Annotated in this window: 31 protein-coding genes; 28 read left to right on the top strand and 3 right to left on the bottom strand. The window is 52.8% G+C overall.

From position 1 onward, the window contains the following. Positions 1 to 27: 27 nt before the first annotated feature. The 15 genes from AB6V08_RS01885 (at position 28) to AB6V08_RS01815 (ending at position 8,775) form a co-directional block, all read left to right on the top strand. The gene (locus AB6V08_RS01885) at positions 28 to 1,017 is read left to right on the top strand and encodes a replication protein (protein ID WP_368541357.1); all 990 of its coding nucleotides are present in this window, start codon (positions 28 to 30) and stop codon (positions 1,015 to 1,017) included. Then, the gene (locus AB6V08_RS01880) at positions 1,001 to 1,690 is read left to right on the top strand and encodes a replication protein P (protein ID WP_368541006.1); all 690 of its coding nucleotides are present in this window, start codon (positions 1,001 to 1,003) and stop codon (positions 1,688 to 1,690) included. Before AB6V08_RS01885 ends, AB6V08_RS01880 begins: the two co-directional genes overlap by 17 nt. Before the next feature lie 11 nt (positions 1,691 to 1,701). After that, a complete protein-coding gene (locus tag AB6V08_RS01875) occupies positions 1,702 to 2,433 on the top strand; it encodes a DUF1627 domain-containing protein (RefSeq protein WP_368541005.1) in 732 nt (243 codons plus the stop codon). Continuing rightward, a complete protein-coding gene (locus tag AB6V08_RS01870; protein WP_368541004.1) occupies positions 2,423 to 2,734 on the top strand; it encodes a hypothetical protein in 312 nt (103 codons plus the stop codon). The genes AB6V08_RS01875 and AB6V08_RS01870 overlap by 11 nt, the downstream gene beginning before the upstream one ends. Further along, a complete protein-coding gene (locus AB6V08_RS01865) occupies positions 2,731 to 3,147 on the top strand; it encodes a hypothetical protein (protein WP_368541003.1) in 417 nt (138 codons plus the stop codon). Before AB6V08_RS01870 ends, AB6V08_RS01865 begins: the two co-directional genes overlap by 4 nt. After that, positions 3,147 to 3,521, top strand: coding sequence for a hypothetical protein (locus tag AB6V08_RS01860; RefSeq protein WP_368541002.1), 375 nt, complete (start codon positions 3,147 to 3,149; stop codon positions 3,519 to 3,521). The genes AB6V08_RS01865 and AB6V08_RS01860 overlap by 1 nt, the downstream gene beginning before the upstream one ends. Further along, positions 3,514 to 3,915 carry a hypothetical protein gene (locus AB6V08_RS01855; protein ID WP_368541001.1) on the top strand — a complete coding sequence of 134 codons (402 nt, stop codon included), beginning with the start codon at positions 3,514 to 3,516 and terminating at the stop codon, positions 3,913 to 3,915. The genes AB6V08_RS01860 and AB6V08_RS01855 overlap by 8 nt, the downstream gene beginning before the upstream one ends. Next, complete coding sequence (locus tag AB6V08_RS01850; protein WP_368540999.1) at positions 3,915 to 4,172, top strand: hypothetical protein; 258 nt, start codon at positions 3,915 to 3,917, stop codon at positions 4,170 to 4,172. Before AB6V08_RS01855 ends, AB6V08_RS01850 begins: the two co-directional genes overlap by 1 nt. Then, positions 4,169 to 6,157, top strand: coding sequence for a DNA cytosine methyltransferase (locus AB6V08_RS01845; RefSeq protein ID WP_368540998.1), 1,989 nt, complete (start codon positions 4,169 to 4,171; stop codon positions 6,155 to 6,157). Before AB6V08_RS01850 ends, AB6V08_RS01845 begins: the two co-directional genes overlap by 4 nt. Before the next feature lie 420 nt (positions 6,158 to 6,577). Beyond that, a complete protein-coding gene (locus AB6V08_RS01840; RefSeq protein WP_368540997.1) occupies positions 6,578 to 6,886 on the top strand; it encodes a hypothetical protein in 309 nt (102 codons plus the stop codon). A gap of 82 nt (positions 6,887 to 6,968) precedes the next feature. Beyond that, the gene (locus AB6V08_RS01835) at positions 6,969 to 7,568 is read left to right on the top strand and encodes a DUF1367 family protein (protein ID WP_368540996.1); all 600 of its coding nucleotides are present in this window, start codon (positions 6,969 to 6,971) and stop codon (positions 7,566 to 7,568) included. Further along, positions 7,568 to 7,774, top strand: a complete 207-nt coding sequence (locus AB6V08_RS01830; RefSeq protein WP_368540994.1) for a hypothetical protein — start codon at positions 7,568 to 7,570, stop codon at positions 7,772 to 7,774. The genes AB6V08_RS01835 and AB6V08_RS01830 overlap by 1 nt, the downstream gene beginning before the upstream one ends. Before the next feature lie 2 nt (positions 7,775 to 7,776). Beyond that, positions 7,777 to 8,058 carry a hypothetical protein gene (locus tag AB6V08_RS01825; RefSeq protein ID WP_368540993.1) on the top strand — a complete coding sequence of 94 codons (282 nt, stop codon included), beginning with the start codon at positions 7,777 to 7,779 and terminating at the stop codon, positions 8,056 to 8,058. After that, positions 8,055 to 8,423, top strand: coding sequence for a RusA family crossover junction endodeoxyribonuclease (locus tag AB6V08_RS01820; RefSeq protein ID WP_368540992.1), 369 nt, complete (start codon positions 8,055 to 8,057; stop codon positions 8,421 to 8,423). The genes AB6V08_RS01825 and AB6V08_RS01820 overlap by 4 nt, the downstream gene beginning before the upstream one ends. Then, complete coding sequence (locus AB6V08_RS01815; protein ID WP_368540991.1) at positions 8,416 to 8,775, top strand: antiterminator Q family protein; 360 nt, start codon at positions 8,416 to 8,418, stop codon at positions 8,773 to 8,775. The genes AB6V08_RS01820 and AB6V08_RS01815 overlap by 8 nt, the downstream gene beginning before the upstream one ends. Here the strand turns inward: AB6V08_RS01815 and AB6V08_RS01810 are convergent. Continuing rightward, positions 8,772 to 9,347 carry a hypothetical protein gene (locus tag AB6V08_RS01810; protein WP_368540990.1) on the bottom strand — a complete coding sequence of 192 codons (576 nt, stop codon included), beginning with the start codon at positions 9,345 to 9,347 and terminating at the stop codon, positions 8,772 to 8,774. The genes AB6V08_RS01815 and AB6V08_RS01810 overlap by 4 nt on opposite strands. A 7-nt stretch (positions 9,348 to 9,354) precedes the next feature. Next, positions 9,355 to 10,383 (bottom strand): hypothetical protein, encoded by a 1,029-nt coding sequence (locus AB6V08_RS01805; RefSeq protein WP_368540989.1) that lies wholly within the window; start codon positions 10,381 to 10,383, stop codon positions 9,355 to 9,357. A 541-nt stretch (positions 10,384 to 10,924) separates the two neighbouring features. Between AB6V08_RS01805 and AB6V08_RS01800 the strand changes: the two genes are divergently transcribed. The 6 genes from AB6V08_RS01800 (at position 10,925) to AB6V08_RS01775 (ending at position 13,599) form a co-directional block, all read left to right on the top strand. Continuing rightward, on the top strand, positions 10,925 to 11,299 hold the full coding sequence (locus AB6V08_RS01800; RefSeq protein ID WP_368540988.1) for a hypothetical protein: 375 nt from the start codon (positions 10,925 to 10,927) through the stop codon (positions 11,297 to 11,299). A gap of 93 nt (positions 11,300 to 11,392) precedes the next feature. After that, positions 11,393 to 11,779, top strand: coding sequence for a phage holin family protein (locus AB6V08_RS01795; protein WP_017693505.1), 387 nt, complete (start codon positions 11,393 to 11,395; stop codon positions 11,777 to 11,779). After that, a complete protein-coding gene (locus tag AB6V08_RS01790; protein WP_368540986.1) occupies positions 11,766 to 12,047 on the top strand; it encodes a phage holin family protein in 282 nt (93 codons plus the stop codon). Before AB6V08_RS01795 ends, AB6V08_RS01790 begins: the two co-directional genes overlap by 14 nt. After that, entirely contained in the window at positions 12,047 to 12,676 is a 630-nt protein-coding gene (locus tag AB6V08_RS01785) for a glycoside hydrolase family 19 protein (protein WP_368540985.1), read from the top strand. The genes AB6V08_RS01790 and AB6V08_RS01785 overlap by 1 nt, the downstream gene beginning before the upstream one ends. 7 nt (positions 12,677 to 12,683) lie before the next feature. Then, a complete protein-coding gene (locus AB6V08_RS01780; protein ID WP_368540984.1) occupies positions 12,684 to 12,953 on the top strand; it encodes a hypothetical protein in 270 nt (89 codons plus the stop codon). Between the two features lie 265 nt (positions 12,954 to 13,218). After that, on the top strand, positions 13,219 to 13,599 hold the full coding sequence (locus AB6V08_RS01775) for a hypothetical protein (protein WP_368540983.1): 381 nt from the start codon (positions 13,219 to 13,221) through the stop codon (positions 13,597 to 13,599). Between the two features lie 105 nt (positions 13,600 to 13,704). On the opposite strand, the gene AB6V08_RS01770 is transcribed toward AB6V08_RS01775, so the two are convergent. Further along, positions 13,705 to 14,037, bottom strand: a complete 333-nt coding sequence (locus tag AB6V08_RS01770; protein ID WP_368540982.1) for a hypothetical protein — start codon at positions 14,035 to 14,037, stop codon at positions 13,705 to 13,707. Positions 14,038 to 14,104: 67 nt separating this feature from the next. Between AB6V08_RS01770 and AB6V08_RS01765 the strand changes: the two genes are divergently transcribed. The 7 genes from AB6V08_RS01765 to AB6V08_RS01735 all read left to right on the top strand — a co-directional run bounded on the left by AB6V08_RS01765 (position 14,105) and on the right by AB6V08_RS01735 (position 20,889). Then, the gene (locus AB6V08_RS01765; protein ID WP_368540981.1) at positions 14,105 to 14,707 is read left to right on the top strand and encodes a hypothetical protein; all 603 of its coding nucleotides are present in this window, start codon (positions 14,105 to 14,107) and stop codon (positions 14,705 to 14,707) included. Beyond that, positions 14,707 to 16,191: a terminase gene (locus tag AB6V08_RS01760; protein WP_368540980.1), complete on the top strand. Its 1,485-nt coding sequence runs from the start codon at positions 14,707 to 14,709 to the stop codon at positions 16,189 to 16,191. Before AB6V08_RS01765 ends, AB6V08_RS01760 begins: the two co-directional genes overlap by 1 nt. A gap of 4 nt (positions 16,192 to 16,195) precedes the next feature. After that, the gene (locus tag AB6V08_RS01755) at positions 16,196 to 17,599 is read left to right on the top strand and encodes a DUF4055 domain-containing protein (protein ID WP_368540979.1); all 1,404 of its coding nucleotides are present in this window, start codon (positions 16,196 to 16,198) and stop codon (positions 17,597 to 17,599) included. A gap of 1 nt (position 17,600) precedes the next feature. After that, a complete protein-coding gene (locus tag AB6V08_RS01750; RefSeq protein ID WP_368540978.1) occupies positions 17,601 to 18,707 on the top strand; it encodes a phage minor head protein in 1,107 nt (368 codons plus the stop codon). 2 nt (positions 18,708 to 18,709) lie between these two features. Beyond that, complete coding sequence (locus tag AB6V08_RS01745; protein ID WP_368540977.1) at positions 18,710 to 18,853, top strand: hypothetical protein; 144 nt, start codon at positions 18,710 to 18,712, stop codon at positions 18,851 to 18,853. 126 nt (positions 18,854 to 18,979) lie between these two features. Further along, positions 18,980 to 19,732 (top strand): DUF6651 domain-containing protein, encoded by a 753-nt coding sequence (locus tag AB6V08_RS01740; RefSeq protein ID WP_368540976.1) that lies wholly within the window; start codon positions 18,980 to 18,982, stop codon positions 19,730 to 19,732. Between the two features lie 17 nt (positions 19,733 to 19,749). Further along, a complete protein-coding gene (locus AB6V08_RS01735) occupies positions 19,750 to 20,889 on the top strand; it encodes a P22 phage major capsid protein family protein (RefSeq protein ID WP_368540975.1) in 1,140 nt (379 codons plus the stop codon). Positions 20,890 to 21,011 lie beyond the last annotated feature (122 nt).

The following is a 21,011-nucleotide window of genomic DNA, read 5'->3' as shown; positions in this document are numbered from 1 at the left end:
GCACGTAGTGCCATCAGGAGCAACCGGATGGAGAACCAGAAGACCGGATTCATCCCGTTGTACCGGAGCGTACTGAAGAAGCCCTGGGCGAAAGATGTGTTCCTGCGCACGCTGTGGGAGAACCTTCTTTTAGGGGCTGCGCGTCAGCCCTACACGGCGAACTTTAAAGGCCGTCAATGGCCATTACAAACCGGACAACTGGTAACCACCTCGGCCGATTTGGGGCTGAGATTATGTGACAGGGACGGGAGGCCATGTAGTCGTCACGCCGTGGATAGAATGCTGGATATTTTTGAGCGTGAAGGGATGATTTCTCGCTTGGGAGAGAAGCGAAAAGGCACTGTGATAACCATCACAAATTATGAGCGATACGCTCAAAAAGTGAGCGATTTACCCGCGCAATTCCCCGAGCAATTCCCCGCGCATTACCCCGCGCATGACGAAGCCAGCAGTGGCGCGGCTTGCGGAGGGTATGCCGCGCATTTGCCCGCGAATAAGGCCGAGCATTTCACCGAGAATCATGAACAACAATGTAATAACAACAATATAAATAATAAGATCTCTTCGTCTCGGAATTCTGAAGAATCCCGAAACGAGGCAACTCAAAAATTCCTCTCTCGTCACCCTGAAGCTACTGACGGAATCTACACGCCGGCAGGTAAGTCATGGGGAACTGCTGACGATCTCAAAGCCGCTCGCTGGATTCATTCCCTGCGCCTGACGGTTAATTCCAGCCTGAACGAGCCGAAGTGGGTCGAATGGGCTAACACCATCCGTCTGATGCGCGTGCAGGACAACCGTACTCACTTCGAGATTTGCGACCTGTTCAAATGGGCCAACAAGGATGATTTCTGGAAAGACAACATCCTGAGCCCATCAAGCCTGCGCAGGAAGTGGGACGAACTGACAACCAAGCGCCTGCGCAGCGGTGGACAAACGAAGCCCACTGCGAAGGGCAAGATCGATTTCAACAACACAGACTGGATAAACGGGGTGTTCGATGAAAAGTCTTTCTGAGCAGCTGATGAACTGCGATCGCGAGAATTTCCACCGTATCGCAAACGGTATGCCCGAAGCGCCTGCAGAACGCCCGCAGGTTGAGCAGACAGCCGAAATTTTTAACGCCCTTTTCAGCGCATTGCGCGCCGCGTTCCCGGCCAGCTTGCACAGCTTTAACGACCAGGCCGAATTCAATGAACTGCGCCGCCAGTGGGTGCTGGCATTCCGTGAAAACGGCATCACCACCATGGATCAGGTGAGCGCTGGTCTTCGTGTGGCACGCCGCCAGGAAAAACCTTTCCTGCCTTCACCGGGTCAGTTCGTTGCCTGGTGCAAAGAGGAAATCTGCCTGCTGGGCATTACGGTTGACGAAGTGATGTCCGAATACTGGAAGTGGCGCCGTCTGGTATTCCGCTATCCGACCAGCGAGCAATACCCATGGCCAGCGCCGGTTCTCTATCACATTTGTATTGAGCTTCGCCGCCAGAGTACCGATCGCCAGATGACAGAGAAGGAGCTGCACCAGGCGGCCGCAAAATGTCTCGCAGGCTGGGAGAAACGTGTCTCTGAAGGTAAGCCCATTCCACCTGTTCGCCGTGCAATCGCCGCACCCGCCAAATCAAGCGGGCCTACGCCAGCACAAATGCTGAAGGCTCAATACGAACAACGCAAAAGCGCTGGATTTATTTAATAGGAGTTCCCATGGAAACAGTAATTCAAGCACTGGAAAAAATGGGGCGGGCGACATACCGCGAAGTGGCAGCCCGTCTGAATATCGAGCCTGTTGAAGCTCAGAATATGCTGCGCGAACAGCGCGAGCAGGGCCTGTGTGATTTCTCCGACGGCGGCTGGTTCATCGGTTCCGTGACAAAACAGCCACAACAATCAACGCCAAAAACTTCATTGAGTCAGGCCCCGCGTCTGAAAGGTGAGGAGCCGGAGGTGGTTGATCCCGATGTCATCCGCCAGCAGCTGCGCGATAACGGGGCAATGACCACCGTATCGCTGGCCGCGTCCGCTAATCGTAATGCCCGGGGGATGGTCTCTGTACTCCGCGCGCTGGAGCGCCAGGGCTTTGTGGTGAAGAACGGGCATGGTAAAGGCGTAACCTGGTCGCTGCCGGCGCCGACGACAGAACCGGATGCAGAACCTGCGGCAGCTGAATCTGTAACTGTAGTCAGTGCTGAGTCTGAATTAACCGCTACCGCGCAGCCGAAGGATATTGCGCAGATTATCAGTGAGATCCCCTCGTTCACCGAAGGGCGCGTTACTGCTCAGACCGTTCCGACAGCTCGGGTGATCTCCCGCGAAATCCGCCGCACCAGAAACAAGCTGGCGAGCCTGGAGAAATTGCGTGAAGCGGTTCGTGTTGTTGGTCGGCACAAAAGCCTCGTCAACCAGCTGGTGAATCCGGAGGCGCGCAATGGCCAGTAACAACCTTTGGACAATTATTCGCGCCATCCAGCACGGTGGCGAGATCACCCCGCGTCAGGTTCGCCGGCTGCTGGGCTGCGACAGCAAAAAGGCCTGTCGCCTGCTGGAGCATCTCGTTTCCGCTGGCGCCGTGAAGAACATCGGTCAGCGCCGCCACCCGGTCTACGTGATGCAGCCAGGCGGAGAAGCGCGCATTAAGCCGATGCCTGTTGCGCGTCAGAAGCCAAGTATCGCTGACATGTGTCGCCAGAACTGGCAGGGCTATCAGATCCATAAAATTATCGGGAGCGCGCGAGCATGAGCAATTTACTGAGCATCATCGACAAACAGTCCGTGCAATCATTTGCTGACTTGAAGGCTGGTTACCAGTTAGGTAACGCAGACGTAGAAATTATACAGCAGATAGCGCTTGACGCGCTGGCGCTGCTGGATGTGCTGGAAGCAGAAAAGCGAATCAGCACAACGTGGAGAAAAACTGCGGAGTCGAACCGTGAAAAGCTTGGAGCAGCAGAGAAGCGGATTGCTGAGCTGGAGGCGCTGGCGCCTGAATTGAAAATGGCGCACCTCATAAACAAATTCTACGAACGCTATCCGCTGGCAGAATTCAAAAGCGATACGGAGCGCAGCGCGGCGTTGGGATATTTCATGGCTGGTGCAGAACTGCAGTGCTTCGGTGAATTTATCAATTACGCCGAACTGATGGGGGATGAGTAATGGAGTTCACCAAAGAACGGCTTCTTAAAATCCAATCATGGAGCGAAACATACGGACCAGGCAGCAACGTTGTTTTGCCAGCAGAAGAAGCGGAGGAGCTGGCGCGTATCGTGCTGGCATCGCTAGAAGCCCCGCCGGCTGGCTACATCGACGCTGAATACGCTGAGCTCTTAAGGTCAGGGCATATCGAATCATGCTCTGTGTATGCCGAGGCTGGAGAAGGATGCATTACGCTATACGCCGCCCCGCCATCGCCGGTATCTGTGCCTGATGAATATGTAGCCGCCGTGCCAACACCTACAAATCTTGGGTATGAAGCGGGCTGGAACGCCTGCCGCGCCGCCATGTTGGACCAGGAGAAAAGCAATGGATAATCGCTACGAAATAGCAGAGCAGAACGGCATGAGCCGAGAGTTTGCGGACTGGTTCTTTGATAACAAAAAGGCTGGCTGTGGAAACGTCTGGTTCATGATAATGGCGGCAATGTGGGAAGGGTGGCATGGCCGCGCCGCCATACAGCTGCCTGCCGAAAACGCCGAGTCGCGCTGCGCCATCCAGACCGCGCCAGCACTGGATTCTTTGCCAAAAAACGCCGAATCGCGCAGCAGCAACTCTCCGGTTATTCCGGATGGCTGGGTGATGGTGCCGGTTGAGCCGACAACAAATCAATGGGCTGCTGGAATGCAAGCCTTTGATTCTGGAATGGACAAAGTTACACGAGTATACAAAGCAATGATCGCAGCAGCACCGCAGCAGGAGGTGAAATAGTGGATCCTTTGCTCAAATATGCCTGCCATCGTGTAGTTGAACTTGAAAGCCTGCTGCTGGTGGACATGCCAGATACCGTATGGCCTGCCGAGGTCGGTATGGTCTACTGCCAGATTGATAACGCTGGGGATCTCCCAGCGCATCACCAGCGCCGCCTTAAGCATCACATCAATCGGATGTGGCTTGAGAAAATGCCTGTGCCGGTCATCGTCACCGCGGCCCGGTCGCTGGCAACTGCCATGGAGGAATACGCGTGAGAGAAATCATTGTTGATAACTTTGCCGGCGGCGGCGGGGCGAGCACGGGAATTGAGCTGGCGATCGGGCGCAGTGTGGACATCGCTATCAATCACGACCCGAACGCCGTTGCGATGCACACTACGAACCACCCGGACACGCTTCACTACTGTGAATCCGTTTTTGATGTGGATCCGGTCGCGGCAACCGCTGGCCGCCCGGTGGGGTTGGCGTGGTTTTCTCCTGACTGTCGCCACTTCTCGAAAGCAAAAGGCTCGAAGCCGGTGGAGAAAGAGATTCGCGGTCTGGCGTGGATAGTCATTCGCTGGGCGCTGGCGGTGCGCCCGCGCGTGATGATGCTGGAGAACGTGGAGGAGTTCAAAACGTGGGGGCCGCTTATCGCATCTGCTGATGGCGGGCTACGCCCAGACCCGAGCCGGGCCGGAGAAACCTTTGAGGCATTTTGCGGAATGCTATCTGGCGGTATCCCGGCCGATCATCCGGCACTGGTGGAGTGCTGCGCGTTTCTTGGTATTGCCGCTGACGGAGTGCAGGCACAGCAGCTGGTTGCCGGGCTTGGCTATGCCGTTGACTACCGCGAACTGCGCGCCTGCGACTTTGGGGCGCCGACCATCCGGAAGCGATTCTTCATGGTGATGCGCTGTGATGGTGTCCCGGTGACCTGGCCGGAGCCGACCCATGGCGACCCGAAAACACCAGCAGTGCAGAGCGGCAAGCTGGCGCCATGGCGCACCGCGGCGGAATTTATCGACTGGTCAATTCCGGCGCAGTCCATCTTCGACCGCAAAAAGCCGCTGGCGGAGAACACGCTTAAGCGCATCGCCCGCGGCATTCAGCGTTTCGTTATTGATAGCGCTTCGCCGTTTATCGTGAAGTGCAACCACACCACCACGAAAGGTAAATACGACTGCTTCCGCGGCCAGGCGCTGGAGGAACCATTGCAGACCATTACCAAAACGCATGGCTATGCGATTGCGATTCCGCACCTGACAAAGTTCCGCACCGGAGCGACCGGGCAGCCGGTGACCGAACCGGTGCCAACGGTCACCGCCGGCACATCAGTACGTCCTGGCGGAAATGGGCATGCTTTGGGCGTCGTTGAGGCGGAGCTGGCACCATTCCTGGCGGGTAGTGGCGGCAGTGAGTACCAGGCGAAGCCACGCCCACTGGATAAACCCATGCACACCATTTTGAAAGAGTCCCGCGCATGTGTTGTCGCGCCGGTGATCGCCCGGCAATTCGGAGCCAGCATCGGGCACCGGGCCGACGAACCGAGCGCCACGATCACCGCCGGCGGGGGCGGCAAATCACAGCTGGTGTCCACGACACTGATTCAGATGGGCTATGGTGAACGCCCTGGGCAGGAGCCTCGCGTACCAGGTCTGCATAAGCCACTAGGCACTGTCGTCGCCGGTGGCGGCAAGTTCGGGCTGGTGGCTGCGAATCTGGTGAAGCACTATGGCGGGAATTACCAGGGTGCTGGCGTGGGTATGGTCGAGCCGATGCATTCAGTGACAACGGTTGATCATCATGCCGCGGTAACCTCTCACCTAATAATGCTTCGCGGCACCTGCCGTGATGGCCGGGTGGTTGATGCACCAGCTCCAGGGTTAACCGCGGGCGGCCTGCATGTCGGGAAGGTTGAGACCAGCCTGGCAACAGAGGGCTATGACGAGCTGCGCGCTCAGCAGGCTCTTGAGTTCCTGCGCGCGTACTGTGGCGAAGACAGCACTGGCCTGGTAACCATTGAGGGCGTGGTTTATCGCATCGTTGATGTCGGTATGAGAATGCTTCAACCACATGAGCTTTATCGCGCTCAAGGTTTCCCAGAGTGGTACATCATCGATCGTGATTTCCGCGGCGTGAAGTATGCGAAGGATAAGCAGGTAGCTCGCTGTGGCAATGCGGTTCCTCCGCCGTTTGCTGAAGCGCTAGTGCGTGCAAATCTCCCTGAACTTTGTGCTCTCAAGGTGAGAGCCGCCTGATACTATCATGGATGCCGCAAACCCGCGGCATTCGGTACCTACAAACGGAAATCATAGCGAACTATGAACGTGTTATTTAAATGACACATACAGCAACAACTTCTCTACCTATCCCTACCCGCCTTTATGACTGAATATCCCAAGACAGTTGCCATTACCCAATTAGGGGTAGGTGAAAGTATCGGAATCAGACATTTAACTCAGCATTATTAATCTGAAAGAATTGTTAATAATAACGATCGTTTTTTAAGCATAAGTAGCTGTAAAAATTACCTAAATCAATTAGATAAATGAACTTGCGCAAAGGTGTATTTAACATGCATACTTAAGCCAGATGAACAAATGCTGTATAAATAAACAGTGTTTTGCTATATGTTTCATAGGTGCAGCAAAAGCTTGAATTTTTCGTCGGTAGACAAAATGGAGACTCAAACCATTTTTTATCTTGGTTTCATGAAGGGGGGTTTCACTGCCGACAAAGGTAAATTAGGTGATAGTAAAAAGGGGGTTGATGTGGCTGAGGTGTATTCCGATGGAGGTGAATATTACGATCTTGTGAGGCGTTCAGATGGTGCTACCAGATGCTCGCTTAAACTCCATCCTGGCGATCGTATGCTGGTCAATTTTAGTGGTGTTGAAATTGGCTATAAGCGTCTCCAGAGGGATGAACACGTTATATCACGTGAAACTCTGGTCGAGATTATCAGGGAGTTTTCCGCCAGAAATTGACCTTTTTACTTCCTGAATAGCATAATGTTTATATCGGCCTGAACAACCGATAACCTGACATCGATGCGCCACGGAGAATGCCATGGCGCAGTTACAACTCATCAAGCAGTCTTCAGGAATCCTGATCCCCGCCACACCGGAGACCAGCGATTTACTGCAATCAAAAATTAAGCTCGGCGCCGTGCTGGTGGCCGACTTCAAACAGGTTCGCAATCCGGCTTTCCATCGCCGCTTCTTCGCGCTTCTAAATCTCGGGTTCGAATACTGGGAGCCAACGGGCGGCGCGATCTCCTCCAACGAGCGCAAGCTTGTGACCGGTTACGCTAAATTCCTCGCGTCTTACGGCGGGAACGAAGGCGCGCTGCTGGATGCCGCTGAACAATACCTCGAGCAGGTGGGCAGTCGTCGTATCTCCAGTGGCATCAGCCTGTGCAAATCCTTTGATGCCTACCGCGCCTGGGTAACAATCGAGGCCGGGCACTTCGACGCTATCCAGCTGCCTGACGGCACCCTCCGCAAATATCCCCGCAGTATTGCTTTCGCCAATATGGACGAGACTGAGTTTCAGCAGCTCTACAAAGCCGCGCTCGATGTCCTCTGGCGTTGGATCCTGTCACGGGCATTCGGGGATCAGCGCGAGGCCGAGAACGCCGCTGCGCAGCTCATGAGCTTCGCGGGGTGATGCCGATGAAAGAGACATGGTTCCAGCACACCGAGTGCACCACGCAGCAGGCAGAAGAGCTCATGGCGGAATACAGGCGCCGCGGTGTGAAGGTAGAGCGAAGCCTTAACCCTGATTATCTCACCTGGACCGTCAGCGCCCGGCTGCCGGAGGCGCGCCGGCAGGAACGTACGCCGCGGTCATTCCGTCAGAAGGTCTGGGGGTGAGCATGGCGATTTATCGCAGCAAAAAATGGCTCGCGGCAGTGGGTCAGATAGAGCGGTGCGTCCTGTGCGGAGCCTGGGGAACACAGGTTGCTCACCGCAACGAGGGAAAGGGCATGGGATTAAAAACGGACGACTGCGCGACGGCTGCGCTTTGCATCTGCTGCCACGACAGCATCGATAACGGGAACAAGTTGAGTAGGGGAGAGCGTCGGCAGCTTATGGATCGCGCGATTGTTCTGACAGTGATCGAAGTTGCCCGCCGCGGGCTGGTGGTACCTGCATGAAAATCTATGAAATTACGCCGATTGGCAAACCCCGCATGACACAGCGAGACCGTTGGCATAAACGGCCAGCAACAGCTGCGTACTGGGCATACAAAGAACAGATCCGGCTACGGGGCGTTAAATTGCCTGAATCTGGTTATCACGTCACGTTCGTTATCCCCATGCCAAAGAGCTGGAGTAAGGCAAAGCGGGCGCAATATGTCGGCCGGCCTCACCAACAAAAGCCAGACAAAGACAACCTGGAAAAAGCTTTGCTGGATGCGGTGTTTGACGAGGATAGCCATGTCTGGGACGGACGGGTTACCAAAATCTGGGGTGAAACCGGAATGATAATTATCGATGGTATTGGAGAGAAAAATGCGTGACATGTATGAGGTAATGGATCGATGGGGAGCTTGGGCTGCAGCTGATAGCAGTGGAGTCGACTGGCAACCAATAGCTGCTGGTTTTAAAGGTTTACTGCCTCACGGTAAAAAGTCACGTCAGCAATGTGATGACGATGAAGGAATCATGATTGACGGCTGTGTTGCGCGTTTGCGGAAGTATAAGCCAGAAGAGTATGAGCTTGTTATCGCCCATTTCGTGATTGGAATTTCACTGAGAACGATAGCCAAAAAGCGGAAGTGTTCTGATGGGACGATCAGAAAGGAGTTGCAGACGGCTATGGGGTTTATTGAGGGAGTTGTAATGTCTATAAACCCCGCGGTAATGACTTAGTTGATGTGGATTCGATCACCAAGATAATATAATCCAAAGAATGTTGAAACTAGCATTTGCCAAGTGAAGAACAAGAAAACAATGATATAGCACCAATTGACTATATCATTGTTTAGAACATTTGTTAGCGGTGTAACAAATGCATTGAACATTAATATGCATATGCTTAGTGCTGTGAGGAAAGAAAATAACATGCATAAAAATAGACGGCGCGTAAGTTTCTCTTGCGTATCGACGGTCTTGCCATTCTCTTTCGTTCTTGTGACTTTAATAAAAGGCGTGCCATTCAAACCAATCAAAGGGTAGTCAATCTGCTCTCTATTGAAAGTTGCGATTGCAGCTAATGCTGCTATATAGAACCCCGGCAAATTTGAAATGAATGAAGATACAGATTTGACAAACCCACCTTCCTTCAGTAAATCAGTTGTGGGAACTTTGAGTAAACAAAAATATGCGGCCGAAATGATTGTAAGAAAAGCGGGAGCCCACCAATCGTAGGCTCTCTTTCCACTGATACCTTTAATAAGTAGATAACCAAAGGGTTTTAGTAAATGTGAAAAAACATTAATCATATTTACCTCACATGCGCTCAATGATCTTGGAAATAAATTCTAAGTTAAGACTATCATATGAGTCCTTCAAACGCGATGAAAATCCATTTAAAATACTTTTTTTAATGAATGTTTTCTCAAGTCCATCTAATCGAATGTTGGAAGTGTCTAGGTCAACTTGTCTGGTAGCACCAGTTTCAGGCTCTTTGAATTTCACTTTTATTAGATTGTACCCGCCATGTTTATTTTCTTTGAAATAATTGGACACCCCTCTAATCCAACCTAAAACATCATTTGGGCCATGATTGGGAACAATTCTCAAAGTGCTTTCACGGGGAACAATAGCAGCATTTACATCAGGGGCATTAATTGTTCTAAATTCATTTCTAACTAATACTACATCAGATAAACCTTCACTGTTAATCTTGTTAAATAATTCTTGATCAAGCTTTCCTGATATTTCAAATACGGGTTTGTATAATACTTTGATTTTTTCTTTTGTTGACTCGGAAACTTCGTTTGTAACGGAGTTGCAGGTATAAATATCTTCATTTCTGCGAGCAACTTCGAAAAGGATACGATCTAAAAAACTATTCATACGAGCTGAAGAAACGCCTGGGATAGGCATGAAACTCATATCGTAAGTTCTCATGTGACCATTTAGTGCGATAACAATATGAGATGATACCTCATAGCCTTCACCCTCTTCATGCTTAGGTGATATTTCGGTCCGGGTATCGGTAGTAATGTTCTTTAATACTGTCGTACTTCCATTTTTATCAACAGCGTTGACAAGAATACCTAGATGAGTCGACATTTTATCCTGCCGGGTGGTGTAAAAGTTAATGTCCTGGAGGGTCAGTACAACGTCACCTTTTTCGTAACTATGTTTTAACCCCTTTAGACCTGTCATTTGCCGTGCAAGTACTGACATTTCAGGGACAGGGCATATGCATTGCGCTTTTACTTTCTCATCAATTTTTTGTGTACGGAATCGGGTATCGATAGTAACACTATGGTGTGTAATAACTCTGCTGAATGCATCCAAGTTAGCCATTGCAAAAATCCGTATTTTGTAAGTATTTTTATAGAATCTTACCCAAAGGCTAACGCGTACGCAAAAACTATCGTAACCTGTTAAGAGTGGTCTCTAAGCTACGGGCTTAACAATCTGTTTTACCTTTCAAAAATCGATCTGTGTCAATGATATATCGGTAACTCTTTGCTATAGCTAATTTTTAGCTATCAGAAGGAGTTGTTTGATGGGGAAGGGTTGTCCTGTCTGTGGATGTTCTCTGAACGATTCACAGGATGTTGTACACAGAGGTGTTGATTGTAAGTCTTGTCCGAAGTGCTCAGTAGATGCTGGGATTCATGTGTTTTATAAAACTGAAGACTTTGGTTATAGGGATATGGGGGATGGTCGCCACATAGTTCAATCTTGGTGCCCGTCGTGTCGTTCAGGAGACAATCCCTCCATCCCTGAAGCGTTCCGATGTAGGTAACGTAATCATTTTAATAAGGCTGCCTTCGGGCGGCCTTTTTTGTTTTCCAAAATCGATTTTATGTCGTTTTTTCTCAATATACCGAGGTTATATATGGCTTTATCAACGGGTGTTTTTGTTAGTGAAGATGGTAAACACAAACTCACTGTTACTTCAGTGAATGTAAATAACGGTACATTTGAAGGTACTTTTACAGCGCTTGATACACCTGTGGGTGATATTACCTATGATGCAACAGTGGGTTTTAACGGGGGCTGGGATTACCTACAGGGACAATTATCTCTGGCCGTGCGAGTGACATGTCGCCATCGTCCTTCGAACTGGGGTTATGTTATTTTTGACTCATGGGTTGGTTGTTCTTCGAATAATCCTTCCAAAATCCTTATGAGTGGTGCTCGCGCTTATACGAATACTGCCGGTGTTCGAGAAGTGTTCTCATTCGATAACGTTACATTCACTCGCCAGTAAGTGTTCCGCTCTTAAATCTAGGCCACCATTTGGTGGCCTTTTTTATTTCCCCTCAAATTTACTGAGAGGATTCACAGCAATGAGGGGGGACGGATGTCCGATCCGATTTCCGGCACGGGGTTTGCCGGTTTAGCTTTGACCGGAGCCAGTGTTTACGGGCTACTAACCGGAACTGATTACGGTGTTGTTTTTGGTGCATTCGCAGGCGCCGTATTCTACATTGCGACAGCAGCTGACCTAAGTGTGCTACGTCGGCTGGCCTATTTCGTCGTGTCCTATATCGTCGGCATTCTTGGCTCCGGCCTGGTTGGTTCAAAACTCGCATCCTGGACGGAATATAGCGATAAACCGCTGGATGCTATCGGTGCCGTGATTGTATCTGCACTGGCCGTTCAAATCCTTACGTTCCTGAACAAGCAGGACATCGGATCGCTGGTGGCGCTGATAACGCGCCGGGGAGGTTCAGGTGGTACTAAATGACCCATCAGCAACTATCAACGCGCTCCTCTGCTCAGGAGTTGTGCTTACCCTGATGTTTTATCGCCGTGGTGATTCGCGCCACCGTCCGTGGGTTTCGCGCTTAGCCTGGCTGATTACTGTCACGTACAGCGCTGTGCCGTTGGCCTACCTGTGCGGGATTTATCCTGATTCGTCATGGGCCACTATTGGGGCCAACATCATCTTTCTTTCCGTGCTGGTGGCCGTTAAAGGCAACGTTGCGTGCCTGGTTGATCATCTGAGGCACTAATGAACCAAACACAATTTCAGAAGGCGGCTGGTATCAGCGCCGGGTTAGCTGCGCGCTGGTTTCCGCATATCGACGCCGCCATGAGGGAATACGGCATAATCGCGCCGCTCGATCAGGCAATGTTTATCGCGCAGATGGGCCATGAGTCTGGCGGCTTCACCCGGCTGGTCGAAAACCTGAACTATTCGGCGGAAAACCTGGTACCCACATTCGGCCGGCACCGCATTACTCCCCAGCAGGCCGCCACGCTCGGCAGAACGGCAACTCAACCGGCCAACCAGAAAGCGATCGCCAATCTGGTTTATGGCGGTGAGTGGGGCAAAAAGAATCTGGGTAACCAGGGGGCTGGTGATGGCTGGAAATATCGAGGTCGCGGCCTGAAGCAGATCACCGGGCTCAGCAACTATCGCAGCTGCGGCATGGCGCTCAAGCTGGAGCTGGTGGCCCACCCGGAAGTGCTCGAGCAGGATGTTTACGCTGCCCGCTCAGCTGCATGGTTCTATGCCTCCCGCGGTTGCCTGCTTCATTCCGGCGACGTGGAGCGCGTGACACTGCTTATCAATGGCGGACGCAACGGGCTGGAACAACGGCGCGCCCTGTTTAACCTGGCGAAATCAGTGCTGGTGTGAGGTCACTATGGGATTTGAAACGTTTATTGGTATTGCTGCTGCACTCATTGCCGCAATCGCTGGCGCTTTCGGCCTGGGCCATATTCGCGGCTCAAGCAAAGCAGAAGCAAAAGCAGATCAGCAGCGTACTGAAGACAACGCAGCGGCAACGGTCGCAGCAGCAGAACGCCGGGTAGAAGTAACCAAAGAGGCCAGCAATGTACAGCAGACTGTTAACCGCCTGCCTGATGACGATGTTGATCGCGAGCTGCGTGGAAACTGGACCCGCAAGGGTTGAAGTAGTCGATACCGGCTGTGACTGGGTAAAGCCCATTTACGGAACGGACAATGACTGGGATGTGCTGAATAAGCAGACGAAGAAGGCCATCCTGACGCACAACAAATCGTGGCGGGCGAACTGCGACAGGGTGAGTGCATCGATGTCATCACACCAAGAGTTGGGGTTGGAACGATTACCCCAACAATTGTGATATGTCTGATTAAGCTATTTTTTTTAGCTTTGGATATTCATAATAACCTCACACAAAATTGGTGAGGCCATTATGTCTACAGGTACAGTAGTTTTAACGGACTTAAACTCCGACAACAATTCTGTTTTTACATTGACAGCGGTAGGGAACAGAGCAGTGACATACCTCCATGATCTTGATAGTGGTCATGCCGAGTATTGTCTACATCATGCTCATTTCTCTCGTGAGTACAGCATAAAGATTGATGGTACCAAAAGGGCTATCTCTCTATTCCATGATGGAAGAAAAGTATTCACATTAGTGGGGGAGGTGATTCATAACAATGAGATGTACCACTATGGGCAAGAACCGTTTGATTTGAAACCACTCAAAGTTGGTGATGAATTACACGCTACAGATCACGCTAACCCAATGAATAAGCTTGTACTAAAGATTATCAGCTTAAACGCTTAACGAGTCTCTTATCCAACATGTCTGATTTTCATCCAAGCCACTGGCACATGCTGGTGGCTTTTTTGTTACTATCACCATGGGCAGGCCCATCGTAATGGAGTATGGCTATCGATAGAAAAGTTGTAGCGCCCATTCATACACGGATTTGTATATCGGCTCGTGGTAAATGCTGTCAATGCTGTTGAGATGATCAATCATGGACTCGATAGTGGAATCTGCTTCAATGAATCCAATAATGGCTGGACGGTCATCATCCTCATCAACGTATTCGAACAGAAGAACGGGCTTCCCTGCGAGAGCAGCGTCAGAAACTCTGAGGTTGTGAGAGCCACTCAGTTCAAAATGAATTCTGTAGTTTCCCTTTACGGTGTGATTGATTGGGAAATAATAAAGAGAGTCATCATTATTTAGACACCATTCCCATTCGCTTCTATTCATCTGCAAACCTCAACAAATTGTTTCGCTTAAGTTTCATGCAAAACCCGAGAATTACAAAGGATAATTTATGGCAAAACCGGACTGGGAGGCTATCGAATCGGCTTACCGGGCCGGGGTGATGTCCCTCCGCGAAATTGCATCGCAGCATGGCATAAGTGAAGGCGCTATCCGTAAGCGTGCCAAGCGTGATGAATGGTCACGTGACCTTAATGCGAAGGTGAAAGAACGCGCTGACGATCTGGTACGCAAAGCTGAGGTACGCAAGCAGGTACGCAGCGAAACGGTACTATCTGAGCGCGTACTGATAGAGGCCACTGCCGAGGTAATCGCTAACGTCCGCATGGAGCATCGCGGCGACATCCGCCGGGCGAGAACCCTGGCAAACGCGCTGTTTGATGAGCTCGAGGCCGAGTGCGCAGACGTTGAGGCGCTGCGTACTTTAGGGCAGTTAATGCTGTGCCCGGATGAAAACGGGCGTGACCGGCTGAACGAACTTTATCACACCATCATCAGCTTGCCGGAGCGCGTCAAATCGATGAAGGCCTTGAGCGAGACCCTGAAGAATCTCATTGGCCTCGAACGACAGGCTTACGGCATGGACGAAGGCGAAAAGGATAAGGTCGTTGACGCACTGTCTGACCTGATGGATTCGCTCTCTCAGGGGGCGTAATGAAACCTGAGCATCTGAAGCTGCTGGCCGATAAAGACTGGCGGCTGAACAATCTCTACTGGATCACCGACAAAGAGGGTAAACCCACGCGTTTCAGGATGACCCCTGAGCAGCGGGAATACTTCGAGGGGATCCACACCCGCAACATTATCCTGAAAGCCCGGCAACTCGGTTTCACGACCGAAGTGTGCATCATCCAGCTCGACGCGGCCCTGTTCGAGTCGGCGAAATGCGCGTTGATCGCACACACGCTGAACGACGCAAAGCGCCTGTTCCGCGAAAAGGTGAAGTACGCATACGACAAGCTGCCGAAGGAAATCAGGGCAGCGAACCCGGCGAGCAATGATTCTTCTGGTGAGCTGGTATTCAAGAAAGGCGGTTCGCTCTATGTCAGTACATCTTTTCGTGGCGGTACGCTGCGTTACCTGCACGTTTCTGAGTTCGGGAAGATATGCGCCAAGTTTCCTCATAAAGCCCGCGAGATCGTCACTGGTGCGTTTGAGGCGGTATCAACCGGATGCTTCGCTACCATCGAGAGCACGGCGGAGGGCCGGGCGGGATACTTCTTCGATTACTGCCAGGCGGCCGAGAAAGCCTCGCTTCAGGGCAAACCGTTATCTGCGCTGGACTGGAAGTTCTTCTTCTTCTCCTGGTGGAAGAACCCGCAGTACGCCATCGACCCGGTAGAACCGCTACCGCAGCGCCTGGTCGATTACTTCGCCGAAATGGAGGCGAAGCATGGTGTAGCCGTTAATGACAGACAGAAGGCCTGGTATCACGCCAAAGAGAAAACGCTCGGCGACGACATGAAGCGCGAATACCCGACCATTCCGGCCGAGGCGTTCCAGCAGTCGGTCGAAGGCGCGTACTACGCCAAACAGTTCCGATGGCTCTACACCAACAAGCGAATCGGCAAAATCCCGGATAACTCGCATCTCCCGGTACATACGTTCTGGGATATCGGTGTTAGCGACTCCACGGCTATCTGGTTCGTTCGCGAGGTCGGTGAAGAGTTCCACATCATCGACTACTACGAGAACTCAGGCGAGGGTCTGCGGCATTACATGAAGGTGCTGAAAGACCGGGGCTACACCTACGGTGAGCACTGGGGGCCACACGATATCGATAACAGAGAGTTCGGTAGCGATGCCAAATCACGCCGTGAGCTTGCTCGTGAAGGTTACGAAATCGACGGGAAGAAATACTCGCTGCGTTTCCAGGTTGTGCCGAAAGTCTCGGTCGATACCGGCATTGAGTCAGTCCGTGAAATACTCCCTTCGTGTGTTTTTGCAGAAGATAGATGCGCTGAGGGGATCTCCCACCTTGAGGGCTACCGCAAGGAGTGGGATGACAAGCGCGGCTGTTGGAAAGATAAACCACTTCATGACAAAACCTCTCACGGCTCTGATGGATTCCGCTATTTCGCAGTCGTGAAGACAAACCGCCGTAAACCAACCGGCAAAGTCACCAACCTACGGATCTAAACCCATGCCTGATATTTCAACCCCCAATCTGGACTATGGGAACATGGTCGAGGCGTGGGATATCAACGATGCCCTGATGGGCGGCACGCTGTATATGCGCCAACTGGGCGAGGCTTATCTCCCGCGCTGGCCCAAAGAAGATAAAGAGGACTACAAAAAACGCCTCGCTGTGGCCACGCTTCTGCCAGCCTACGAAGAGACCATTAAGCAGAACATCGGACGTGTCTTCGCCGAGCCGATTAAGCTCGCCGAGAATGTTCCAGACCAGCTCCGCGAGTATGCGAAGAACATCGACCTGGAAGGTACACGCCTTGATGTCTGGGCTCAGTCATTCTTCGGCCTGGCGATGCAGTACGGCGTATCACACGCGCTGGTGGATTACCCGCGGGTCGACGCTGAACAAGTGAAGACCAAAGCGGATGAAAAGGCTACCGGCGCACGCCCGTATGTAACTATGTTGAACCCGCGCCAGGTGATCGGCTGGAAGTCTAAGATGGTCGGCGGAAAAGTGATTCTGACTGAACTGCGAATCAAAGAGGTAGTCATCGAAGATGGTGACGACTTCGGGCAGACGAAAGTCGAGCAGATACGCTATCTGACGCCAGGTAGGGTGGAAATCTATCGGAAATCGAAGGATGCCGATGGCGCGGCGAACTGGGCGCTATTCGAAGGATGGCAGACATCTCGCCGGGACATCGCACTGGTGACGCTCTATACCAAACGCACCGGGTTCATGTGCGGCTCACCGCCACTGCTCAACATGGCTCTGCTGAACGTGAAGCACTGGCAGAGCCAGAGCGAGCAGGACAACATCCTGCACGTTGCCCGGGTTCCGATCCTGACTGTGTTCGGGCTCGAGGAAGGGCAGGAGCTGGTGATTGGCTCATCCTCTGCGGCAAGTTTTAACAATCGGCAGGAGCAGGGCCTCGAGTACGTCGAGCATACCGGCTCCTCTATCGGGGCTGGCAAAGAGTCACTGACCGACCTTGTGGAACAGATGCGCCAGGCTGGCGCCAAGCTGTTGCGCACCGATAACACTTCAACGAAGTCAGTCGACCAGACCTCGGAAGAGAAGATGCAGGAGCAGTCCCCACTCTACACCATGGCAACCAGCCTGGAGGATGCGCTCGACAACATCCTGCAAATCATGGCTGAGTACATCGGCGAGAAGGAGGGCGGCAACGTAGATGTCCGCACCGAGCTGGATGTAGAGTCGAAAGAGTTTAACCCGCCTGCGGCGCTGGCTATTCAGTCACTTCGCCAGGGTGGCGATCTCCGCCGTATCGATGCGATTAAGGCGTTGCAAAAGCTCAATCTTATTGATGCCGATGCAGACCCCGACAAGGTGCTGAACGAGTTACTGGCTGAATCGGCCTCGCTGACAGAGCCGCCGCCGGACGAGGTGTGATATGGCCCGTTCCGTCAATGACAGAATCCAGGATGAGACCCTGGCTCACGGGCTGTATGTGACCCGTTATGGCACGGGCGTTACCCGGCGCATGATAGCGCTATTGAATAAGATGGATTCAGACCTGGCGGCCAGGCTGATGGTGCTGCTGGACGGAAAGCGCGCTGATACCTACAGCGCCCGCCGCCTGGCATCGTTGCTGGCTGGCGTGCGTGAACTGAACCAACAGGCATATGAACCGGTTAACGCTGCGCTGGTGCGCGAGCTGAAGCGCTACGTGGAATATGAGGCGGGTTATCAGTTAGATCTGTTCAGCAGCATCATACCGAAGCAAATCCTCAAGCATGTGCCGCTCCAGAGCATCGCGCCCGAGCAGGTATACGCAGCAGCAGTGGCTCAACCTTTCCAGGGGCGATTGCTGAAAGAGTGGGGCAAGAAGCTCGAATCGGATCGGCTGGACAAAATCACCAACGCTGTGCGCTCCGGGCTCCTCCAGGGCGAAACGGTAGAGCAGATTGTCCGGCGCGTTGCCGGCACGCCGAAACTCAATCGTGAAGACGGGGTGATCAACGCATCCCGGCGCGACCTGGCTGTGGTGACCCGCACCGCGGTGAACCATATGGCCGCCACGGCGCGCCAGGAGTTCGCCCAGGCCAATAGCGATATCGTTAAGGCCAAGCAGTGGTCGTCTACGCTCGACACACACACCAGCCAATGGTGCATCGTCAGGGATCGAAAACTCTACTCGCTCGATGGTAAGCCGCTGGGGCATGTGGTGCCGTATCTTCGCGGCCCCGGCAAAATCCACTTCTGCTGTCGCTCATGCGAAATCCTGATCACCAAGTCGTGGGAGGAGTTGCAGATAGCGCCAGGAGCGCTGAGCAGCGCCACGCGCGCCTCTATGGACGGACAGGTGCCAGCGCATACCAGTTATGCAGACTGGCTTGCCCGGCAGCCGTATGCGCGGCAGGAGCAGGTTCTGGGCGTTACCCGGGCGCAGATGCTGCGTGACGGTAAAATCACGGTGCCGGAGATGTTCAACGATGCCGGGGAGTTCCTGACCCTGGACGAACTGCGCCGCGTTGATGCGTTGGCGTTTGAGGGTTAACCATGCAAAACGAGAAAGACAAAACTGTGACCCTGACTGAGGCTGAGCGCAAATTCATCATGATTGCGATGATTGCCTATGCCTTATCAGGTGACCTGCCAGTAGAAGACGCAAAAACCGCAGAGCAAATAATCAACAAGCTCTGAGTATTACAACATTCAAATCAAGGCTGCCTCTGGGCAGCTTTTTTTATGCCTGCCGCTGAGCGGATGCGATGCGGTGCCCGGGTCGGATGACCCATTACGTATGGCCGGAAGGCTGGAGCAAAAAAAATGAAACTGAAACTTGATGCTAACGGAAATGTGGTCGTTGAAAACGGTATGCCTGTGTACATCCACGATGATGGCAAAGAGATCCCGTTCGATGCGGTCGCAGCGATGACCAAAATCACCTCTCTGAATGGCGAGGCGAAAACACACCGTGAAGCGAAGGAAGCGGCGGAAGCCAATCTCGCGAAATTCTCTGGCATCACTGACCCGGCCAAGGCGCTCGAAGCCCTGGAGATGATGACCAAAATCGACCAGAAAAAACTGATCGATGCTGGTGCCGTTGACCAGGTAAAGGCGGAAATCACCAAAGTTTTCCAACAGCAGCTGGACGAGGCGAACGGCAAGAACCAGCAGCTGGAAACTCAACTCTACGACGAGATGATCGGCGGCCGCTTCGGTGGCTCTAAGTACATCTCCGAAAAGATGGCGATCCCGACAGAGTTTGTGCGTTCGTACTTCGGGCAGAACTTCAAAATCGAAGACGGCAAGGTTGTGGCCTATGACGGCCAGGGCAATAAGGTGTTCTCTCGCACCAAACCCGGTGAGCTGGCCAGCTTTGATGAAGCGCTGGAATCCCTGGTCGAGTCGCATCCGCAGAAAGATTACATCCTCAAAGCGTCCGGCAACAACGGCGGCGGTTCTCACCAGTCGCAGCACCAGGCCGGGCAAAAAACCATGAAACGCGATGCGTTTGATTCCCTGGATGCCGCTGGTAAGCAATCAGCGCTGAAAGATGGCGTCAGCATCGTCGATTAAATAGAAAGGAGCCATAAATGGCAGGTAATACCCTCACTGGTCTGATCCCGACCATCTATACCGCGCTGGATGTAGTGTCCCGCGAGCAAACTGGTTTTATTCCCGCGGTGTCGCGTGACGCGAAAGCAGATGCAGCTGCCAAAGACCAGACCGTGCGCGCACCAGTAGCGCCTCCGGCCACCACTGAAGATATCGTTCCAGGGCCGTCTGCACCTAATTCCGGTGACCAGACTATCGGCGGTGTGGATGTAAAAATCACCAAATCCAAAATGGCCCCAGTGAAATGGAATGGTGAAGAGCAGCTGGCACTTGGCCCAGCAGGAACCTACAACACCATCCTGGCAGATCAGTTCAAACAGGCTTTTCGTGCTCTTGCTAACGAAGTTGATGCTGATCTGGCCGCGCTGTACTTCAACTCCTCGCGCGCAGTTGGTACGCCGAAGGATACCCCGTTCAGCATTAAAGACGATTTGTCTGATGCTGCTCTGGCCCGTCAGATTCTCACGGATAATGGCGCGCCAACTACCGATTTACGTATGGTGCTTGGCGGCGAAGCGATGGCGTCCATCCGCGGTAAACAGGCCGTCCTCTTCAAAGCGAATGAAGCGGGAACCGACCAGCTGCTGCGTGAAGGCGTTATCGGCCGCATCATGGGCTTCAATCTCCATGAGTCATTCAGCATCAAGCGCACCTCGAAGAGCACCGCCGCGGGTTATAAGGTCAACGGTGCAAAAAAAGAAGGCGATATCATCATTGCCATCTCCGCCGGAACTGGTGGTATTGCGGTTGGCACCGCAGTGAAGTTTGATGGTGACGACAACAAGTATCTGGTCGTCGCAGCCACGTCCTCGAGCATCACCATCAGCTCTCCGGGTCTGCGTCAAGACCTGGCAGACGAAACGGCCGTCACCGTACTCAGTGAGTTCACCCCGAACATGGCGTTTGACCGCGGGGCATTCCTGCTGGCCAGTCGTACCCCGGCGATGCCTGATGGTGGCGATACTGCTGATGACGTCATGAACGTGACTGACCCGAAATCTGGCATCACCTTCCAGGTGGCGCTGTACCGCCAGTATCGTCAGGTGCGTTACGAAGTGGGTCTGGCATGGGGTGTAGCATCCGTGGCGCCACGCCATTCCGCCATCATTATGGGTTAACCCAGGGGGCTTCGGCCCCTTTGCTTTTCAGGAGGCCCAATGGCCGGATTAACCAAAGAACAGCGCGCTCAGCGTGAAGCGAAAAAGCTTGCAGCTGAGCAGGCCGCTGATATTAAACCTGC

Source organism: Enterobacter soli (genome assembly GCF_964208575.1).
GTDB classification, from domain to species: Bacteria; Pseudomonadota; Gammaproteobacteria; order Enterobacterales; family Enterobacteriaceae; genus Enterobacter; species Enterobacter soli_A.
This window is presented reverse-complemented; position numbering and strand designations above follow the sequence as displayed.

Bases quoted from the DNA above. Each gene is read 5' to 3' on its own strand.
- AB6V08_RS01885 (WP_368541357.1), top strand. From the start codon at position 28: ATGGAGAACCAGAAGACCGGATTCATCCCGTTGTACCGGAGCGTACTG.
- AB6V08_RS01880 (WP_368541006.1), top strand. From the start codon at position 1,001: ATGAAAAGTCTTTCTGAGCAGCTGATGAACTGCGATCGCGAGAATTTC.
- AB6V08_RS01875 (WP_368541005.1), top strand. From the start codon at position 1,702: ATGGAAACAGTAATTCAAGCACTGGAAAAAATGGGGCGGGCGACATAC.
- AB6V08_RS01870 (WP_368541004.1), top strand. From the start codon at position 2,423: ATGGCCAGTAACAACCTTTGGACAATTATTCGCGCCATCCAGCACGGT.
- AB6V08_RS01865 (WP_368541003.1), top strand. From the start codon at position 2,731: ATGAGCAATTTACTGAGCATCATCGACAAACAGTCCGTGCAATCATTT.
- AB6V08_RS01860 (WP_368541002.1), top strand. From the start codon at position 3,147: ATGGAGTTCACCAAAGAACGGCTTCTTAAAATCCAATCATGGAGCGAA.
- AB6V08_RS01855 (WP_368541001.1), top strand. From the start codon at position 3,514: ATGGATAATCGCTACGAAATAGCAGAGCAGAACGGCATGAGCCGAGAG.
- AB6V08_RS01840 (WP_368540997.1), top strand. From the start codon at position 6,578: ATGGAGACTCAAACCATTTTTTATCTTGGTTTCATGAAGGGGGGTTTC.
- AB6V08_RS01835 (WP_368540996.1), top strand. From the start codon at position 6,969: ATGGCGCAGTTACAACTCATCAAGCAGTCTTCAGGAATCCTGATCCCC.
- AB6V08_RS01830 (WP_368540994.1), top strand. From the start codon at position 7,568: ATGCCGATGAAAGAGACATGGTTCCAGCACACCGAGTGCACCACGCAG.
- AB6V08_RS01825 (WP_368540993.1), top strand. From the start codon at position 7,777: ATGGCGATTTATCGCAGCAAAAAATGGCTCGCGGCAGTGGGTCAGATA.
- AB6V08_RS01820 (WP_368540992.1), top strand. From the start codon at position 8,055: ATGAAAATCTATGAAATTACGCCGATTGGCAAACCCCGCATGACACAG.
- AB6V08_RS01815 (WP_368540991.1), top strand. From the start codon at position 8,416: ATGCGTGACATGTATGAGGTAATGGATCGATGGGGAGCTTGGGCTGCA.
- AB6V08_RS01810 (WP_368540990.1), bottom strand. From the start codon at position 9,347: ATGATTAATGTTTTTTCACATTTACTAAAACCCTTTGGTTATCTACTT.
- AB6V08_RS01805 (WP_368540989.1), bottom strand. From the start codon at position 10,383: ATGGCTAACTTGGATGCATTCAGCAGAGTTATTACACACCATAGTGTT.
- AB6V08_RS01800 (WP_368540988.1), top strand. From the start codon at position 10,925: ATGGCTTTATCAACGGGTGTTTTTGTTAGTGAAGATGGTAAACACAAA.
- AB6V08_RS01795 (WP_017693505.1), top strand. From the start codon at position 11,393: ATGTCCGATCCGATTTCCGGCACGGGGTTTGCCGGTTTAGCTTTGACC.
- AB6V08_RS01785 (WP_368540985.1), top strand. From the start codon at position 12,047: ATGAACCAAACACAATTTCAGAAGGCGGCTGGTATCAGCGCCGGGTTA.
- AB6V08_RS01780 (WP_368540984.1), top strand. From the start codon at position 12,684: ATGGGATTTGAAACGTTTATTGGTATTGCTGCTGCACTCATTGCCGCA.
- AB6V08_RS01775 (WP_368540983.1), top strand. From the start codon at position 13,219: ATGTCTACAGGTACAGTAGTTTTAACGGACTTAAACTCCGACAACAAT.
- AB6V08_RS01770 (WP_368540982.1), bottom strand. From the start codon at position 14,037: ATGAATAGAAGCGAATGGGAATGGTGTCTAAATAATGATGACTCTCTT.
- AB6V08_RS01765 (WP_368540981.1), top strand. From the start codon at position 14,105: ATGGCAAAACCGGACTGGGAGGCTATCGAATCGGCTTACCGGGCCGGG.
- AB6V08_RS01760 (WP_368540980.1), top strand. From the start codon at position 14,707: ATGAAACCTGAGCATCTGAAGCTGCTGGCCGATAAAGACTGGCGGCTG.
- AB6V08_RS01755 (WP_368540979.1), top strand. From the start codon at position 16,196: ATGCCTGATATTTCAACCCCCAATCTGGACTATGGGAACATGGTCGAG.
- AB6V08_RS01750 (WP_368540978.1), top strand. From the start codon at position 17,601: ATGGCCCGTTCCGTCAATGACAGAATCCAGGATGAGACCCTGGCTCAC.
- AB6V08_RS01745 (WP_368540977.1), top strand. From the start codon at position 18,710: ATGCAAAACGAGAAAGACAAAACTGTGACCCTGACTGAGGCTGAGCGC.
- AB6V08_RS01740 (WP_368540976.1), top strand. From the start codon at position 18,980: ATGAAACTGAAACTTGATGCTAACGGAAATGTGGTCGTTGAAAACGGT.
- AB6V08_RS01735 (WP_368540975.1), top strand. From the start codon at position 19,750: ATGGCAGGTAATACCCTCACTGGTCTGATCCCGACCATCTATACCGCG.